At 45.0% G+C, this 17,858-nt stretch carries 16 protein-coding genes; 7 read left to right on the top strand and 9 right to left on the bottom strand.

Going from position 1 to position 17,858, the window contains the following annotated elements:
* Nucleotides 1-172: 172 nt before the first annotated feature.
* Nucleotides 173-571, top strand: a complete 399-nt coding sequence (locus tag A3756_RS05700; protein WP_068513165.1) for a nuclear transport factor 2 family protein — start codon at nucleotides 173-175, stop codon at nucleotides 569-571.
* Nucleotides 572-638: 67 nt separating this feature from the next.
* Nucleotides 639-1,943, top strand: coding sequence for a TAXI family TRAP transporter solute-binding subunit (locus A3756_RS05695; RefSeq protein ID WP_068553045.1), 1,305 nt, complete (start codon nucleotides 639-641; stop codon nucleotides 1,941-1,943).
* 4 nt (nucleotides 1,944-1,947) lie between these two features.
* Here A3756_RS05695 and A3756_RS05690 read toward each other — a convergent pair whose 3' ends face one another.
* From A3756_RS05690 to A3756_RS05675, 4 genes are read right to left on the bottom strand one after another with little or no spacing between them, the layout of a single operon-like run.
* Complete coding sequence (locus A3756_RS05690; protein WP_068513173.1) at nucleotides 1,948-2,664, bottom strand: DUF2894 domain-containing protein; 717 nt, start codon at nucleotides 2,662-2,664, stop codon at nucleotides 1,948-1,950.
* 1 nt (nucleotide 2,665) lies between these two features.
* A complete protein-coding gene (locus tag A3756_RS05685; RefSeq protein ID WP_068513175.1) occupies nucleotides 2,666-3,352 on the bottom strand; it encodes an OmpA family protein in 687 nt (228 codons plus the stop codon).
* Between the two features lie 14 nt (nucleotides 3,353-3,366).
* The gene (locus tag A3756_RS05680; RefSeq protein ID WP_068553044.1) at nucleotides 3,367-5,739 is read right to left on the bottom strand and encodes a DUF802 domain-containing protein; all 2,373 of its coding nucleotides are present in this window, start codon (nucleotides 5,737-5,739) and stop codon (nucleotides 3,367-3,369) included.
* A 48-nt stretch (nucleotides 5,740-5,787) separates the two neighbouring features.
* Nucleotides 5,788-6,600 carry a DUF3348 family protein gene (locus A3756_RS05675; protein WP_197469916.1) on the bottom strand — a complete coding sequence of 271 codons (813 nt, stop codon included), beginning with the start codon at nucleotides 6,598-6,600 and terminating at the stop codon, nucleotides 5,788-5,790.
* Nucleotides 6,601-7,294: 694 nt separating this feature from the next.
* Here A3756_RS05675 and A3756_RS05670 point away from each other — a divergent pair.
* The 3 genes from A3756_RS05670 to A3756_RS25865 all read left to right on the top strand — a co-directional run bounded on the left by A3756_RS05670 (nucleotide 7,295) and on the right by A3756_RS25865 (nucleotide 9,079).
* Nucleotides 7,295-7,765: a GFA family protein gene (locus A3756_RS05670; protein ID WP_068507378.1), complete on the top strand. Its 471-nt coding sequence runs from the start codon at nucleotides 7,295-7,297 to the stop codon at nucleotides 7,763-7,765.
* A 101-nt stretch (nucleotides 7,766-7,866) separates the two neighbouring features.
* Nucleotides 7,867-8,589, top strand: coding sequence for a transporter substrate-binding domain-containing protein (locus A3756_RS05665; protein ID WP_082865106.1), 723 nt, complete (start codon nucleotides 7,867-7,869; stop codon nucleotides 8,587-8,589).
* A 178-nt stretch (nucleotides 8,590-8,767) separates the two neighbouring features.
* Nucleotides 8,768-9,079 (top strand): phospholipase A, encoded by a 312-nt coding sequence (locus A3756_RS25865; RefSeq protein ID WP_197469993.1) that lies wholly within the window; start codon nucleotides 8,768-8,770, stop codon nucleotides 9,077-9,079.
* On the opposite strand, the gene A3756_RS05655 is transcribed toward A3756_RS25865, so the two are convergent.
* A complete protein-coding gene (locus A3756_RS05655; protein WP_068507385.1) occupies nucleotides 9,076-9,531 on the bottom strand; it encodes a DUF2489 domain-containing protein in 456 nt (151 codons plus the stop codon). The genes A3756_RS25865 and A3756_RS05655 overlap by 4 nt on opposite strands.
* A gap of 195 nt (nucleotides 9,532-9,726) precedes the next feature.
* On the opposite strand from A3756_RS05655, the gene A3756_RS05650 reads away from it, so the two are divergent.
* Nucleotides 9,727-10,146: a CBS domain-containing protein gene (locus tag A3756_RS05650; protein WP_068553041.1), complete on the top strand. Its 420-nt coding sequence runs from the start codon at nucleotides 9,727-9,729 to the stop codon at nucleotides 10,144-10,146.
* Nucleotides 10,147-10,434: 288 nt separating this feature from the next.
* On the top strand, nucleotides 10,435-11,880 hold the full coding sequence (locus A3756_RS05645) for a wax ester/triacylglycerol synthase family O-acyltransferase (RefSeq protein ID WP_068507389.1): 1,446 nt from the start codon (nucleotides 10,435-10,437) through the stop codon (nucleotides 11,878-11,880).
* Between the two features lie 15 nt (nucleotides 11,881-11,895).
* On the opposite strand, the gene A3756_RS05640 is transcribed toward A3756_RS05645, so the two are convergent.
* The 4 genes from A3756_RS05640 to istB all read right to left on the bottom strand — a co-directional run.
* Nucleotides 11,896-12,261, bottom strand: a complete 366-nt coding sequence (locus tag A3756_RS05640) for a sirohydrochlorin chelatase (RefSeq protein ID WP_068507391.1) — start codon at nucleotides 12,259-12,261, stop codon at nucleotides 11,896-11,898.
* A 95-nt stretch (nucleotides 12,262-12,356) separates the two neighbouring features.
* Nucleotides 12,357-13,268, bottom strand: a complete 912-nt coding sequence (locus A3756_RS05635) for a response regulator transcription factor (protein ID WP_068553040.1) — start codon at nucleotides 13,266-13,268, stop codon at nucleotides 12,357-12,359.
* Complete coding sequence (locus tag A3756_RS05630) at nucleotides 13,269-16,727, bottom strand: ATP-binding protein (protein ID WP_068553039.1); 3,459 nt, start codon at nucleotides 16,725-16,727, stop codon at nucleotides 13,269-13,271. It lies immediately after the preceding gene.
* A 684-nt stretch (nucleotides 16,728-17,411) separates the two neighbouring features.
* Nucleotides 17,412-17,858, bottom strand: a 447-nt coding sequence (istB, locus tag A3756_RS05620) for an IS21-like element helper ATPase IstB (protein WP_156490299.1), incomplete at its 5' end; no start/stop codon positions are given.

The following is a 17,858-nucleotide window of genomic DNA, read 5'->3' as shown; positions in this document are numbered from 1 at the left end:
GGTTTAACACGGGGTTTATTCGTTACCTCGAGAAAGAAGTCAACATGCTGCTTCAGGAGTAAACATTTAGTCTTTACCGTTTTCCGTTATTAGATTCGCATTAGTCCCATTTTCTTTGATACATTAGCGCTTCAGAACACCTTTTTGACTATCAATAATTACGGTAAAGATCATGGCTCCTAAAGTTATTCAGAACTGGCATACTGTTGTGAAAACACGAGATATCAATGCTCTAGACAATTTATTGGCTGATAACGCCACGATGTTTTCTCCGGTAGTTCATACTCCGCAAAGAGGCAAAGCCATTACAAAACTATACCTAATGGGCGCAATGCAAACGATTGCGAATGAACACTTCAAATATATTCAAGAAGTTTACAACGACCATTTTGCCGTGCTCGAATTCGAAACCCTTATTGACGGCAAAACCGTCAATGGTGTCGACATGATCACCTGGAACGAAGATGATCAAATAACTGAATTCAAAGTCATGCTGCGCCCTCTTCAGGGCATCAATGCCGTTCACAAGGCAATGGGTGAAGCGCTCGCAAAATTTCAACAAGGACAATAAACTCGTCATCACGGGGAAGCTCGCTGTGCAGTTTTCCTAATGACAAGCCAAATAGAGATTTATTGATATGAAAAGATCCTTGAAACTCCCAAGTCTTTCAAATGTATTAAGCTATGTGGTGGCTACATTAGCGATCATCGCGACGCTCTATGGCCTAGTGCTTGGCCTGCGCCTGGTTCCACCAGACCAGCTACGAATAGCAGCGGGAGTAGAAGGTAGTGCCTATTATCAAATAGCGCAACAATACCGAGAAATTTTAGCTGAGGATGGTCTTCAATTAGAGATAGTCGAAACCGCTGGTTCACGCGAAAATAGTAAACTGATTGATGCCACGAATAGCACGGTAGACATCGCCCTGATCCAAGGCGGCATTAAATCAAGCAACCCCAATATCAACGCATTGGCAGCCGTCTTTCCAGAGCCGCTCTTAGCCTTCGCCAGAGTTGAAGCCCAAGTCAACGGCAACCCGTTTTCATGGACAGGGAAACGCGTTGCACTGGGTGCACAAGGTAGCGGTACTCGAGCTGTAGTTGAGCAATTAGCAGAGATTAGCGCTGCGCCAGCCCTCAGTAATAATACAGCTCCCGAAGCATTCTTGGGCGGCAAAGCCGCTTCCGAAGCCCTACTCTCGGGCAATCTCGACCTGGCATTTTTTGTTGCGCCACTTAGCGCACCTTATCTTCAAGCCTTATATGATAACCCGGCGATCCAGTTATTGCCGCTTGATCATGGCCAAGCACTCGCAAGCCAGCTTCATGAAGCTCACTATATCAATTTATTGAGTGGCTCACTTCGATATCACCCGGCCTACCCCGAAGCTGCCGTGCCACTCATTACACTCGTGACAAAGCTAGTTGCACATGATGACCTACACCCCGCTTTAGTCAATCGTTTGGTCAGAGCAGCCAAGATAGTACATGCTAAACGTGTCTCACTCGTCATGTCTGAGCCTTTCCCGAACACAAGTTTATTAGATATGCCTGCAGATGTTTATGCCGCAAAACTACTAAGAGATGGCTTTAATCCGCTAGAGAAAACCCTGCCCTACTGGATAGTCGCTCAGATCAATCGTTTTGCGATCTTACTTCTACCAATAATTTTCCTACTACTACCCTTATTCAAAATACTTCCTGCACTGCTGGCTTGGAGAATGCAGTCTCGCGTTTATCGCTACTACGACCGCCTACACGAAATTGATCTACGTTTGGCTGAGAAAGGTACAAAGCCAATAAATGAGGAAGAGAGGCAAGTACTGGCTAATGAGCTTATTGATATAGAAGTCGGATTACGCTGCGAATCACTGCCTCTTAAATACCGGGAAAGTGCCTATACTGCTGTACAACACGTGCACTTGGTTCGAAGCAGGCTTTAAGGTTTTACTTTGCAGAGGCTTTGCTTGCACGAGACTTGTGAGTCGATAGCTCTGTAGTTTGCTCTAACCACAAAAGCGTGTCGTAGTAAGGAACCAAGCGATTAACATAAGCCGGAGAAATATCCTTCATGGCACCAATCGTACGAACCAAAAGGCGCTGAGGATTGAGAGGCCCTGCATTTTCCGGGTCTTCCTTGATCACTTGCCGAACCATATTTTCGGTGATCACCTTACCCAATTGCTCACGATAAAACTGTAGCGACTTTAGCTCTTTAGCGCGCTCTTGAAAGTCTTTCGCAGCATTGATCTTTATTTTCTTTTCACTACCTTGCGTAGCAGAAGGCTTGTCCTCAAGTCCTTCGTCAAAGCCCTCGTCAAACAACAGGGCATCCAAACCCAATGAGCTCTGATCTATTGCGCTTACATCAAAACTATTAATACGTTCTATCAAGCCTTTAAAAACTGAGTCTGATCTGCCGTCCTGCTCCTGGGGCGCCTCAGTTTTTTCAGCGTCCTCATGCTGCTTAACCAACAATGCTTGTAAGTCTGTCAGGCCTGATTCAATTCGTGGAAGCAAGCTTTCCTGAATATTGTCAGAACGCTGATCTGCTCTAGCCAGCAATGAAGAAAGGCGCTGAAAATGAAATGCAGCCACACCGCTCTGACAAGTATTTTCGAGCCGCGCCAAAGCTTCCTTTAGCTGGTCAAAGGTGGAATTCATCTTAATCTGTCACCAGAGCCGAGCCAAGTGGGGCTGTATCTTCTTCAGCACCTAGAGGCTTAGTCACTTGTCGCCCTTTGGGAACGGGTGCCATTTCTACACGCCGATTCTTCGAGCGACCATCACGGTCTACATTGGAAGCAACAGGTTGCTGATCTCCAAAGGCAGCAGCAAACACCCTTTCTTTGGGCATCCCCTCTTCTATCAAAGCTCGCGTCACGGTTAGAGCCCTCTGAGCAGAAAGCTCCCAGTTATCCTGATATCGATTGTTGCCTTTTTGAATGGGAAGATCATCTGTGAAACCACTCACCATCAGCAACTCGTCACGCTCTCCCAGGTAAACTTCAAGAGGAGCCACCAGAGTGCTTAAGAGCTCACGCCCTTCAGACTGTAACTGGTCTGAGTTCAGCGAAAACAAGACACTGCCGCTGATGCCAATTTTGCCATCACGCAATGTTACTCGCCCGGAAGAGAGAGGGTCTGCCAAAGCTTCTTCCAATGCCATTCTTCGCTGTTCTTCAGCCCTGCGCTTTTCAACTTCTTCGGCAAGCGACTTTGACAATTCTAACTGATAGCCCAATACCCAGATCAGCAACAGCACAAAAACGCCGACTAGCCCGGACATTAAATCGCCAAAAATCGCCCAAATAGGAGGGCTTTCAGCATTACTCTCATCTAACTCATGCATACCAACACCCCAGCTTAAGCAGACTCAGTGGATGACTGTTCATAAGCCTGTTTCATTGACAGTTCACGCAATTCTTCAAACAAAGCTTTCTGGGACAAAACACTATGATCAATTACTTCTCTAGCCTGGGAAACGTAATAACCAAGCTGCTCATTGCTGCGTTCACTCGACTGCTCCAGAGCTGATTCGATGCGCTGTAAACTCTCACCAAGCAGTTCATTCGATTCACTAAACTGCTGGCAGGCCTTACCAAAAGCATCACCCAAACTGGCAATATCGGTAGTGCTTGCCGCAGCTTCGACCACGATGTCTGAGAGTTTGTTAACTTCAGCATCGATATGCTGGTCAAAACGAGAGCTGATGTTGTCTAGCATGCTACTAGAGGTTTCGACTAATGAAGCAATCGCTTCTCTTTGCTGGCTGGATGACTCGGATAAGGAGCCTGACAAGCCATCAAGCTCAGCCATAATTCGCTGACGCTCTTCTAACAAGTGGTTGTCACGCTCCATGTTGTTACTGATTTCTTCACGTAACTTGGAGATTACCTCCGCAGCAACCTTTGGTGTTTCAGACGCGGTTTCAATCAGCTCTGTCATGGGTTTCTCAATCGTTTCTGACAATTGGGCAACTTGCTGCGATAAGCTTTGTTGTAGCTTATTCATCGTCTCGGCAGCAGCGTTTGCACGACCTGCCTCTTCATCTCGCAAGCTGCTCAATTCTTCACGCACACTCGCCGCTAAGCCATTCATTCGACTATCCAGTTCGTGCAACCAACGTGACTCATCTTCACGACGTGCGATCAGTAAGTTATTGGATTCAGCGAAAAGACCCGCTAGTTCAGCCAATAGCTTCTCTGACTTCTGCTTGGTTTGCTCATCCATTAGCTGCTGGCTGTCACTTAGCTTCTCAACCAGCTCAGCTTGCTGAGCCAACATTTTGTCAGCACGGTTCTGCCAATCAAGACTGATCCCCTCAGACATAGCCCCCAAACGATCTGTCATTTCCGTAAATTTATCAGCAACCTGACAACTTGTTTCAAGCTGAGCTTGTGTAAGCTGATTTAGCTTGTCAGCAACGTCTTGAGAGGCGCTGTGTAAAGAAGCAGAACTCTGCGTCTGCGTATCAATCATCGCCTGTTGCCAAACTGTCTGTCGAGCTTTTTCACTTTCGAGATTTTGGCTATCTCGCTGCGCCAAATTCTGGTTCAAGCTTTCTAACATTGTCTGCGTTTTAGCGTCAAAGAGCTCACTGTATTCACTCAAGGTTTGCTTAATCTGCTCGGCACTTTGTTGGTTTCTCAGCGCTTGCTCTTCTAGCGCTTTACGCCAGACACTTCCCACCTCGTCTGCCGTTTTCGAGAAGCGGCCATTCAGAAAATCCAAGTGTTCAGTAGCTTTCGTAGAAAACTGCTGATGACTTTTCGAAGTCTGATCACTGACCTTCTCCACCAACCGACTCATACTTTCTTCAAACACCGGGCGCATACTTTCACCTGCCAAACGACCGCTATCGGCAAGCCCTGCCTGAACGGTACTGACACTGCTGGAAATGGCTTCTGATACCGTCTCGGCCAAGTGTTGGTAACTCTGTTTCACCTCAGTATGAAAGCTATCTTGCTTCTGGTTTAGCTGCTCACCCAGGTTTGAGCCCATTTTCTCCAAATTCAACGCCATGGTTTGAAGCTGATCTGCCACTTGAGGTAAGGCAAGCGCTTGTGCTTGTAGGGCTTTATAAGTTTCTTGGCGGTTATGAACCAGAGAGAAGCCTTTAAACTCATGCGCGATACAGGCATCGAGCTCACGTGTCGCAATCACTCGTTCACGACGACTCAATGTCGACATCAAGCCCAACATAGCTGAAGCTGCCACACCGGCAACGGACGTACCGAAAGCCAAGCCCAAACCATTGATCGGCGCGGCCAAACCTGTGCGAATTGCCTCTAATTCTGTGGTTCCTTGTAGTGCCGTGACAGCACCCTGCAAGGTATCAACCATTCCGACAAAAGTACCTAACAAGCCGAGCATTACCAGTAAGCCGACTAAGTAGGGCGTCACGACAGGCGCAGGTAGACCAATGCGCTCACCTTCTATTCTAAGCTGAACAGCATTACGCAGCGAGGCGTGAAGCGACAGTAGCCATTTGTCAAACTGGTTTTCGTTATCCGACTCGGCTTGTACGGCAAATTTTGGAATATCTTTTAGCGCGACTGACAGTGTTTGTGTCGCCTTCTGAAATCGTAAGAGCTCAAGGGTGCCAATACTAAACACCACACCAATAACGACAGTAATCAGCAAGGCCAAGGTATCACTACCCAAGAATACCCAGCTCATACCGATGATAGCCAATGCGCCTAATAAAAATGCCAGCCCAAAAAGAAGCTTATTCATAAGCAACTAGTAACCTCTAATTTCATAATTGTGTCCATAGCGATGCACTCAGTTTGCCGATTGCACCGTTTCATTTAATGCTTCTATCAAGCCCAGCACGAGCTGCAAGCGCGCTTCCAGCTCTGCCATCAGCAAGCGCTTTAAAGCTGCTAGAAAGGCCTTAATATTCTCATCCAAGGCACACGTTTCAAACAGGTCGGCATTTTTACCGGCAGGCCTTTCAAAGCTCTCGCGAAAGTAAGTGGCGAGTAGCGTCGGTACGCATAAAAACTGTTTACGAGCAGCGACGCTTAACGCTTCGTCGAGAGCTTTATCGAGCACCACTAACTTCGCAAGCTCTGGTGAATGCTTCTCTAACACCTCACTAATATAAACTCTCAAGCCCTGCACTTTAGCCGACATATCAGACTGCTGAGCACGATAAAACTTACTGAAGGGTTCAGCAGCTTTGGCTAGCAACTTGTCATCGACTTGCCCTTCTCGCATAGCGCTAATAAACGCTTCATCCCATTCAGGCAGCTTTATTCTGCCGACACTTTTATCTGGGTCAAAGCCTGACTCGATAGATTGGCTAATGGCTTTTCTTACCCTGACAAAGGCCTGCTGGCTTTTTTCTAAAGCTTCCTGACCAGCCAATTCGTCCGAATCGTTCGACAGTAAACCGGCGTCGACTCGACGATCAATCATTCTGATCATGCCTTGCGCATCACTTAATTTTACCGAGCCCGAGAAGTCTATTTTTTTCGATAAGCGCTCGCTAAAATTTTCTGGATGAGTCTGTGGCTCGACTTGCAGCATCTCTGATAGAGAACGCACCAAACGCGAACTACCGGGCATAAATCGGGATGAATTCTGGCTCATAGCTGAAGGAAGGATCACGCTGCGCATCTGCGCTATTCAAAGCAAGGAAAGTTTCTTACTGTGCATCTAATATTTATATTCAAGAGGCGGCCATTATCGCCATTCTGGGGGATTATTCAAGATTTGATCACCACATATTGTGGTTCCCGGTGGAAATAAAAAAGGGGGAATGCTTTTTCGCATTCCCCCTTTTCACTCCTATTTATACTTCTTTAGCTAATATCAGTTTGCAAAATACATTTGCTCAAAGTAAGCCTCTAAGGCTTCATAACAAACAGCTTCTTCTTTTGCAGTTAATTCAAACAGTGTGTTACCAGCTGATTTCTTCATTCGGTATTCTCCGTTTAATCATCGTAATAACTTAAAAGTATTTGCTTCGTTGCAAGGCCTGAGCAGAAAACAAGGAGTCGAATCCGGTATATAATTGATTACTAAGGCTCGCTCTTTGAAATCGTTTCATTACGTACTTCCTTGTACAGTTATTACTAAAGCATTAGCCGTGCCAAGACAACAAATTAGTTTCATCCAATTGATTTTATTAACAATTTAAATTAAATGACATAATAATAACTCTCAACATCAGTAAGCTCATGCACCATAGCTTTGCGTATAAGTACTAACACGCACTATTATTGGGTTATAGTCCGAGATAGCGTTGCCCTTAACAATAACAAAAGCTAACAGGCTAAATTTTATGACATCACAGAGCTTCCATCAGTCCGCTAGCTGTTCATGCACCACATCGAAAATCACCGTCAGAGCCCAACCTTTTTCTCGCTTTAAATGCCATTGCACTATTTGCCAAGAGATCTATAACAAGCCTTATGCAGAATTTGTCGTAGTCAATGCAAAAAATGTTGAGCTAAACAAATCTGATCAACTATTGTTTGCAAAATATCGTCGTCCTCCTGCTCTAACTAGAGGTATATGCCAAAACTGCCAATCTCCATTAGTTGGCTTTTTGAGGCTTGCGCCTTTTTTAAAACTGGCCTTTATTCCCATTGACCGTTTTGAAGACCCTGGCGCACTACCAGCAGCTCAAGGGCATATTTTTTATCACAGCAGAAGTGAAGAAATAGACGACAATTTACCGAAGTTTAGCGGATACTGGAAAAGCGAACTGGCGGTGAGCCAATCTGTACTTAAGGGATTAATACAACATTAGGTTAACTGAGCACTCTAGTAATTCTTATGCTTTAATATAAGACACTAGTTCTATCGTTATAAAGGCTTATTTCGAGCATACTCAAATATTATCTTATATTATTGCTTTGCATTTTTAGTAGTCTAGTTCACGCAAAATCACCAGACGCACAAACTATAGCGATAGCAGCGCCTCATATCACTAGCCTAATTGAGGAAGACCAGTCTGGCATCTATCAAGGCATTCTGAACGAAGCTATTTCAGATATGCCTTTCAAAATCATTCAATCATATACGCCTTATAAACGAGCCCTGGTATCATTTGAGCAAGGCCATACAGACTACATTTATTCTTTCACGCAAGTGATGCAAGAAAAGCTAGGAAATGAGAATATCATTGCAAGCTTTCCACTAGGTGCCTTCGCTTATTATATGTTTAGCCCTCTCGACCAAAGCCCTTTAACTAGCTCCAGTCAACTTAAAGGACTTAATGTGGGTGCCGTACATGTGCACGAGAACTATTATAAACATAGACTTAGCGAAAAAATAAAACTAGACAAAGTATACAAAGACGCCCAGAACTTGAAAAAGCTCAAAGTAAAGCGTATTGATGTCATGATCGCAGCGCTTCCGGACTTGCAACCTTTCGTAGATCAATTGAGTTACTCTGCCAAGCACCCTCTTGTAGAAAGCTATGACCGTATTACGTGTCATAACAAAGCGCTCACACAAAGCTTCCTTGATGAGCTTTCACCAAGACTCAAAAGAATGAAGGACTCAGGCCGCTATAAAGAAATTTCCGGCGAGTTATTTTTTGACTTCGATAGTGAGTATAAACAACAATAGCCGGCTACCGTACAGATCGAAACAATACATGAAGCGACAATGGCTATTGCACGACTCAAGTATTTTACCTTATTAGGTTTTTTACTATTTTTCAGTAAGTTAGCAGCAGCGGAAGAGTCTATTGATTGTTTCTTAAATACAGCGGCGAGTATGCCCGCTGAAACAACGCTGGCCGAAGTTGCTCACTCATGCACACAACAAAAAGACAAACCACTTATTCCGAGGCGATGATAACCCGGATATCGACGACTACCTAGGTCACTATGAAATTACCGGTGTGATGGACTGGGGGCGCTATAAACTCAGCAGCTCGGTGAGATACAACTTCGACACAGGTTATGGGTCTGCGGAAACCGGATTCAGTTTTCCGATGTGGGGGCGATTAAGAGGTTTCATACAATTTTTTGAAGGCTATGGAGAAAGCCTAATTGACTATGACCACCGGGTACAACGAATAGGCCTGGGCATATTGCTCACCGACCTACTCTAGAATGAATGCTCCAGGAGCGCTTTAGACGCAGAGAGTATCGCATGCTGGTTGTCTTCTTCCAGTTTGAAGCGTTCCTGATCCAGCTTAAAAATCACTCGTTTGTCAGTTTGCTTACGCGCCTCATGAGTTGGCATGTGCTCTAGCGCATCATACATTTTGATAAACACTGAAAACCGCTCATCTTCATGCAGGTTGGGGGCTAAATGGTCAAGTAGCACTTTAATTCTAATGCATCCTTCCGACAGCTCAACCTGCTCGTCTAACATGCATTGTGCGATAACCTTAATGCTGTTGAGGGCCTTATCTTTCTTTTCAGCCACCTCCTCCAGATAAGCTTTTTTCGCGTCCTCTATTCTTTGAATTTTGTTCCATGTTTTGAAGCTAAAACGGAATAAGAAAATAGAAACAAGACTACCGACAACAATTGCAAGCCAGATAAAGTTCTCAGACATATAACAAATCAACTCGAAAGATAGAAAGCGCGAAATTATAGCAGCTTCAGCAAATAGTGTATTTATTTTAAAGTGATTACTAGTTCCTTATAGGAATGCACTCAAATTGACACCGGTCATCACACTAGTAGAAACCTCGTAGTATGCTCACTTCAACAAACTCATTTATACATTACAAATTTTATTGGAGGCAAGATGGAATCTCCCAAGGTTTACGTTCGCGATTACATGCACCCAGCGACATACTCATTTAAACTTGATACTAGCGTTGAAGAAGTCGTTAAAACACTTACCAAAAGCCATATCGTAGTAGCGCCAGTGTTAGATACTGACGGCAAACTGGTAGGTTTTATCACTGAGCAAAACTGCATCAAGCAGATGCTCAACAATACCTACTATTGTGATAGCCACGAAGTAGCAGCTGACATTATGCGAGAGAATCCTCTATCCGTATCCCCTGATGAAGATATTCTTAAGCTAGCAGAAAGCATGCTAAGGAAAGGGCCCAAGATCTACCCAGTAATAGAAAATGATAAAGTGATCGGCATTATTAGACGTGCTGATGTACTAAAAGCACTTAGCCTGGCCAAAAAAGATATGTGTGCAGTGAAGTAGTATTATGCTTCTCTAGCAGGCTAAAGTTGTTCTAACTTCATTTAGCCTGCTCTATCTTCAGGTTCTTAAAACTCCATTCGCGATATGCCCCCATTCCCCCTCCCTGCCGAATAAAAGGTTCACGACAACTCCATTTCAAAATTTGCTATACCAAAAGTAAATTTCTTGTCTGCGAACATAAATAGTTCCGATATCTTCATAGACCTAGGCAATAAAGTTTAATGGTCTAATATAGTAAGTGTGTTAAGATTCCGCTTTGTATTCATTACTCCCAAAAGGCCTGGCAAAATGACTCAGAATAACAAGATAAACATACTTGATGCCTCTTGGTTGGCATTGGATACCGAAGAGACGCCAATGCATGTTGGCAATCTGCAAATTTTATCTCTCCCCAAAGATGCTCCTGCTAATTTTTTACGCGACGATGTTCATCGCATGAAATCGGCTGGAGATATTGTTTCCCCCTGGAACAAAAAGCTCGCGAAGCCTAGCTTACTGGGCCGCTTACTCGCACCGTCTTGGGTTATCGATAAGAACATAGACCTAGATTATCACGTACGTCATTCGGCTCTACCCAAACCAGGCGGTGAACGAGAGTTGGGTATACTTGTATCGAGATTACACTCCAACCGTATGGACTTTAAACGCCCTCTATGGGAGTGCCATGTCATCGAAGGTCTGGAAAATAATCGCTTTGCCATCTACACCAAAATGCACCACTCCTTAATTGATGGCATAAGCGGTGTACGTTTATTGCAACGCACACTAAGCGAGTCTCCAGACGATATCGATACAAGACCGCCTTGGTCTATTGGTACGCCAAAGAAAATTAAAAGCGGCGAACACATTGCGACTTGGCAAGGCGCGCTTGATCAAGCTATCGACGCAATCAAAGAACAAGCCTCGAACACCCCGCAGTTAGTGGGTGCGTTGGCAAAACTGGTCAGTTCATCCGTTCAGGATAGAGTTAAACTTTCTGCTCCGTTTACTGGTCCTAATTCAACCATTAACACCCGGGTGCAAGCCGCTCGCCGCTTTGCTACACAGCAATATTCTTTAGACAGAATTAAGAAACTGGCAGCAGAGGCGGATGCCTCGTTAAACGATATTGTGCTTTATTTATGTGGCACCTCGTTGAGGCAGTTCCTATTAGAAAAAGGACAATTACCTGAGCAACCTTTAACAGCAGGTATTCCGGTTAATATTCGCCCTGCGGATGACACAGGCACAGGTACGGCCATTAGTTTTATGATCGCTAGCTTAGCAACCAATGAAGCGGACCCGCTTCGCCGCTTAGCAACCATTAAAGAGTCGACCCAGATTGCGAAGGAGCACTTACAAAGCTTGCCTAGAGCATCGCTGACACAGTACACGATGCTGATGATGGCACCCTACTCTTTACAGCTTCTCACAGGCCTGGGCGGAAGAATGCGTCCAGCCTTTAACATTACAATATCTAATGTCCCTGGACCGAAAAAGGCTCTCTACTACAATGGCTGTAAACTTGAGGCGATGTACCCAGTATCATTAATCGCCCATGGCGGCGCATTGAATATTACTTGTTTAAGCTATGATGGTTCACTGAATTTTGGCTATACCGGTTGTCGTGACACCTTGCCAAGCATGCAGAACCTGGCAGTATTTTCAGGAGAAGCGCTCGAGGAGCTTGAAGGCTTACTTACAAAAAAAGCCAAGACAAGAAAGACGAAAACTAAAAAAGCCACGACTCGCTAATTATAACGAGGCTCATCAGGATACGCTTAGCGTATCCTGAATCAAACTGACCATCGCAGGCATACCTCCCAGATGAGTCTTAATGTTTATCTTAACATCAGGGTACTGCTCCCTAGCCTTAGCAACTTCGGCCGGAACGTCTTCTATAACATGCCTACCGGCTGACAAGAAGTAAGGCAAGACATCTACTTCAGATGCTCCCTGCTCTATACACTGGATAATTGAGTCGGGTATTAATGGCTCAGCCAGCTCCAAAAAGCCAGTATTGACGATCGCATATTGAGCGCCGACCTTATTCTGAACGCTACGGGAAAGCTCCCGTACTTCATCATTGGAGGACGCTCGTCGTGAGCCGTGTGCAACAATTACTAATGCTTTCATAATGTCCTACTATATTAACCATTTTTTCATTGGGCTCAGTATACTACTCTGCCTACGAGTACTCTATGAGAACAACACCTCAGTCTTTTCCATAATTAACCCTGTGTCAAGACCCTTAAGGCGACCCCTGCCGCTGCCGTTCTATTCTCGACACCAAGTTTAGGAAAGATCATTTCCAAATGTTTATTCACCGTTCGAGGGCTCATCGATAGAATTTCGGCTGCTTCGCGGTTAGTTTTCCCATTCGCTATCCAAAACAAAACTTCCGCCTCTCGCTCAGTTAAATCGAGATTTGCTTTTAATAAAGCAGCTTCTGTTGGCTTGTTCCCGTCAATCAGTTTAATTAGCTGGTCGCCATTGGAATGTTTGCCTACCCTCTTCAGAGATAAAGGATATTCTAGTGCTTCTAAGTTGAGACTATCCCCGTCCTGCGGAGACCCAGCCAACCATGGAGAAAGCATTTTTGTAAACGCCTCAGAACCATCTGTCGGAGAGATATTAGCTTTGGCAAACAAAGCATAGGTTTGCGGGGTGGCCCAGCGAACAATGCCTTTTTCATCAGCCGTGAAGAGATGCTGCCCAGTGCTATCCAAGGCACTTTGCGCACTCTTGGTTAAACGCGCATTGCTCAAATGCACCTTCATACGCGCTAGCAATTCTGTCGGGTTGATGGGTTTAACCAGGTAATCAACACCACCCACTTCCAAGCCTCGAACAATATCATCAGTATCAGATAAACCCGTCATGAAAATAACGGGAATATCTGCGAGGTCTGCATTTTGCTTTAGCTGGCGACAGGTCTCAAAGCCATCCATTACGGGCATGACTGCATCGAGCAGTATTACATCGGGCCGAATGCGCTTAGCGATCGTTAGGGCTTGCTTGCCTTCCAGAGCAACCAGCACGTCCATTCCTTCCGCTTCCAAGGCATCGTTAATCATGCTCAGAGCATCGGGGGAGTCATCAACAACCAACACAATATCGGTCTGGCTTAAAGGCGTCATCATTTAATCACTTAAGGCTTGCGCAAGTTGGTCGAACTGGAAACTGTCACTCATAGCAAACAGGCTCTGCATAAATGGCTCCGGTAGTAACTTAGCTGATTCTACCTGAGCTAAAGTTTGCACGACACCCTTTCGGTAGCCCATTTCGGCGTAGGCTTTTAGCTCACGAATTAAGGGGTCGTTGGGAATAACGAAGGCGTCACTAGTTTGTGCTTCTTCAGGGTTACCATCGCGCTCTTTAGACAAGACTTTAACCGAGTCGAAATCTTCACTTTCATTTTGCGATATCCAGTGCAAGCCCAGATGCTCAGCTAGCTTATCTAACAGAGCCGCATTGTTAATCGGTTTAATCAAATAATCAGAATAGCTGGCCGTGGCAATGGAGTCGCTCGATGGCATTTGTGCATTGGCAGAGAGCATTAAAATCGGAACACTAATTCCCTCACTACGTAAATCATCAGCCAATTCGTAACCTGTTTTGCCAGGCATCGAGACATCGAGAACAAATAGATCTGGCTTGGCCGTATCTAATAGCGCCATACAAGATGGTGCATCAAAAGCCTCTAAGGTAGTAAAACCCAGTGGAATGAGTAAGTCTGACAAGAAGCCCCTTAGAACCGGGTCATCATCTACCAAACAGATAGTTCGCTGATAACCTTCGTAGCCAACTATCTTGGCCTTAACTGCTTCTTCTACCTGCTGAGTATTATTCACCCAGGGCAGCATTAAGCTCACCTTAAAACAACTGCCCTTCCCAAGTTCTGAGTCGACCTGTAACTCTCCACCCATTACTTCAGTTAAGAGCTTCACGATAGTCAAACCAAGACCTGTCCCCTGCACATTCGGTGTATGTGTATTACGCACCCTTTCAAAAGGTTCGAATATACGTGCGAGGTAGGAAGCCTCTATCCCTGGCCCGGTATCTTTGATAATGAATTCTGCCACCTGAGAACGGTACTTCACCGTAAAGTCGATTGAACCTTCTTGTGTATACTTCACAGCATTAGACAGAACATTGATCAAAACCTGGCGCAAGCGCTTTTCATCTGCCATCACCATTTTCGGCAATCGCCCTTCTATATTGAAGTTAAGCTCAATCCCTTTGTTCTTAGCCTGCATTTGAAACATACTGGCAAGCTGATCGAGCAATTCAGGTAACTGAACCTTGTTCCGAAACAAGTCCAAGCGCCCAGCCTCAATCTTTGATATATCAAGCAGGCCTTCAATCAAATCTGCCAGATGCAAGCCACTGCGATGAATGATATTCAAGCCTCGAGACTGTGCATCATCAAGGTCCTGCTTGTCAGTCAGTAATTGCGCATAGCCGAGTATCGATTGAAGCGGGGTTCGCAGCTCGTGACTGATCCCAGATAGATAGCGACTCTTGGCGTCATTCGCTTGCTCTGCATGCTCTTTGGCTTGTTGCAATTCCAGATCGGTTTTCTCATGAGCTTGGATTTCTCGCATCAGCTTACGTGTTTGCCGATTGGACTCAATTTGGGCTACCACCCGGCTCTCGTGCGCCAAGAGAAACAACCAGGAAATCACACCCGTAACGATCAAGAAAATAAAGAACAGTGTGATCAGACTTTGCTTTAGCACCTCCTGATCGGCAATCGCAGAAGGCATCATATGCTCATAAACCAAGGCCAGCATCGCGGCGTTGATCATATTCGTAATAATAAGCAGCCCAGCAAAACGCCCTAGCCTTGAATTCGTAGAACGCACTAACTTGCCTGGCATAAAGCGCCTTAAGAAATTCACCACCTGACGAGAAAGCCTAGCATGAGGTTTGCAGCTATCTAGACAACGCACATCGAGGGAACAACAGAGCGAACATATAGGCTGAGCATAAACGCCACAATAACTCATGTCCTCCACTTCAAAGTCATTGTCACAGACGCCGCAGGTAAGCGTCGGTCCAATAGACGGGTATGGTGACGGTGCAGCACCCGACGAAGCTCTGGTTTTCGCTTCCTCTATAATGGGAATAAGCTCTGGGGACTGTCGCGCTAAGTAATACTTTCCTTTGGTAATATAAGCGATCAGTGGCACAAAGATGAAACAGGCTAACAAAGAAATAAAGTGGCTAAGATTCTTACTTGTCTCGCCAAACACCCCAAGATATGCAGCTAAACCAAGAATACAGGCAGCCACCATTGAAACAGTACCAACCGGGTTAACATCATAGAGGTGACCTCGCTTAAACTCGATATAAGAGGGGCTGAGCCCAAGTGGTTTGTTAATCAATAAGTCTGCAGTAAGCGAGCCTAGCCAACTCACTGCGACAATAGCGAAAACCCCCAAAATTGCTTCGAGTGCCTCATGCACACCTAACTCCATCAGAATCAAAGCAATTGTCACATTGAAGACCAACCAAACAACCCGCCCAGGGTGGCTGTGAGTTGCCCGCGAGAAGAAGTTAGACCAAGCTATCGACCCGGCATAAGCGTTCGTTACGTTGATCTTCATCTGGCAGATAATCACCATAACCGCAGCTAAAATAAGCGACATTGACGGTGAGTTAGTCAGGTAATTAAATACACGTTCGTACATATAAGTCGGGTCGCTGGCGACCACATAAGTAGCCCCTTCTGTAATCGCAATATAAGCGATAAAGGAGCCAAAGAGCATTTTCAGCAAACCGATAAAGATCCAGCCTGGCCCTGATAAGACCAACCAAAACCACCACTTTTTCTTATTCTGTTCAGTCTTAGGAGGAAGAAAGCGTAGATAGTCTACCTGCTCACCAATCTGAGCAACCAAGGCAAAAAATACTGAAGCAGCGGCGCCGAACAATAGCCAATTGAATTCACCTGCATTACTAAGGCCCTTTGGCTGATAGTCTGTCCAAGCAGGCAAAGTATCATATTCGACAATGATCACGGTAGCGATTGCCGCGATTTGTAATAGTAACCACAGAGTTTGCGTCCCGACTTGAAAACGCGAAATAGTGGTAATCCCCCGGATCACAATAGGGATAACCGCCACAGCGCAAATGAAATACCCGATCGATAGCGGAATACCCAGCAAGGCATGTAAAGCCGATGCGAGAATAGCGGCTTCAATCGCAAAGAAGATAAAAGTAAACGAAGCATAAATAAGTGACGTGACTGTGGAGCCTAAGTAGCCAAACCCGGCACCTCGCGTCAAAAGATCAATGTCTAAACCGTGTTTAGCTGAGTAGTAAGCAATTGGAAAACCGGTAATAAAGAAAACCGCTGCAACGACTAACATCGCTGCAATGGTATTCACAAAACCATAGTTAATCGTTACCGCTGCAGCAATGCTTTCAAGTGCCAAAAAAGCAGTCGCCCCTAAAGCGGTTTTGCCGACACGGCTAATACCCATACGCCGAGCTTTACGAGCGGTGAATCGTAAGGCGTAATCTTCTAGGGTTTGGTCAGCCACCCACTGGTTATAGTGGCGACGAACTTTAAGAATCTTCTGTTTGGCAGGCATAAGCTCTATAGCAAAAGTTTTATGTACTTATAAATGAGTATTTAGCTAGACAGGGTAATGCTTTTTTAGGGCGAAAACGAGCTTTAAACGTGTTAGGTCACGATATAACTAATGCCTAAAAGTCAGCACCCAAGCTGGCCTATTAGAATAAATGGTCTGACTTGGGCCTAACCATTCTAAGCAAGACTTGGTCAGAAAAGTGCCAATAGAAGACTTTGGCACTCGTTTTAGATTTGGCCCAATTGTCATAGTTTCACTTACATGTGTAATTTGGTAAAGCTGTTACGATCTTAAACACCTTGCTTTATAAACTTATTCATGGAGAATGCCACGGGAATCCAGTAACATTTCAGAATTTCAAACTATATCGACTTACCACGTTTTTGTTAGATACGGAGTAATCTAGCTCAATGAAGCCATTTTTCTTGTTTGTCATCCTATTCTTTCTATCGAACCAAACAATTGCTAATGTATGTGAAAACACAATTAAAGGAGTGAGTATTTGCGAGGTATCAAAAGGGGTAGCCCTTGCTATAGCAAAGAATGCTCCGCAGCGTGTGAGCCAAAATATTGTTCTAAATGGTGCGTGTTAATTTGCATGTAAAACTGACCCGGCTTTTGCACTTAATTTTGACCCGCCTGAGAGGCCAGATTATGGCCTGAACTTTTCTTTTATTTCCAGTTTTAAATTCGTTTATTAGTAGATTCTTTGTAGCGGTAACTTTCGTTACCTGTTTCAATGATGTGACAGTGATGCGTTAGTCGATCAAGTAATGCGGTTGTCATCTTTGCGTCACCGAAGACTTGGCTCCACTCTGAAAAGCTTAAGTTAGTCGTGATAATCACACTTGTTTTCTCATATAGTTTGCCTAGCAAGTGGAATAGTAATGCGCCTCCCGTTTGACTAAAGGGCAAGTAACCAAGTTCATCTAAGATAACCAAGTCTGTATGGCTTAACCTGTTCGCAATGCGTCCCGCTTTACCTTCGAGTTTTTCTTGTTCAAGTTGATTCACAAGTTCAATGGTCGATAAGAAGCGCACTCGTAGTCGGTGGTGTTGGATGGCTTGTACGCCTATTGCCGTTGCTAAGTGAGTTTTACCCGTGCCAGGGCCTCCTATAAGTACGATGTT

This window comes from Oleiphilus sp. HI0086 (assembly GCF_001635225.1).
Note: the sequence above shows the minus strand (reverse complement) of the source record. Positions and strands in the feature narration are given on the sequence as shown.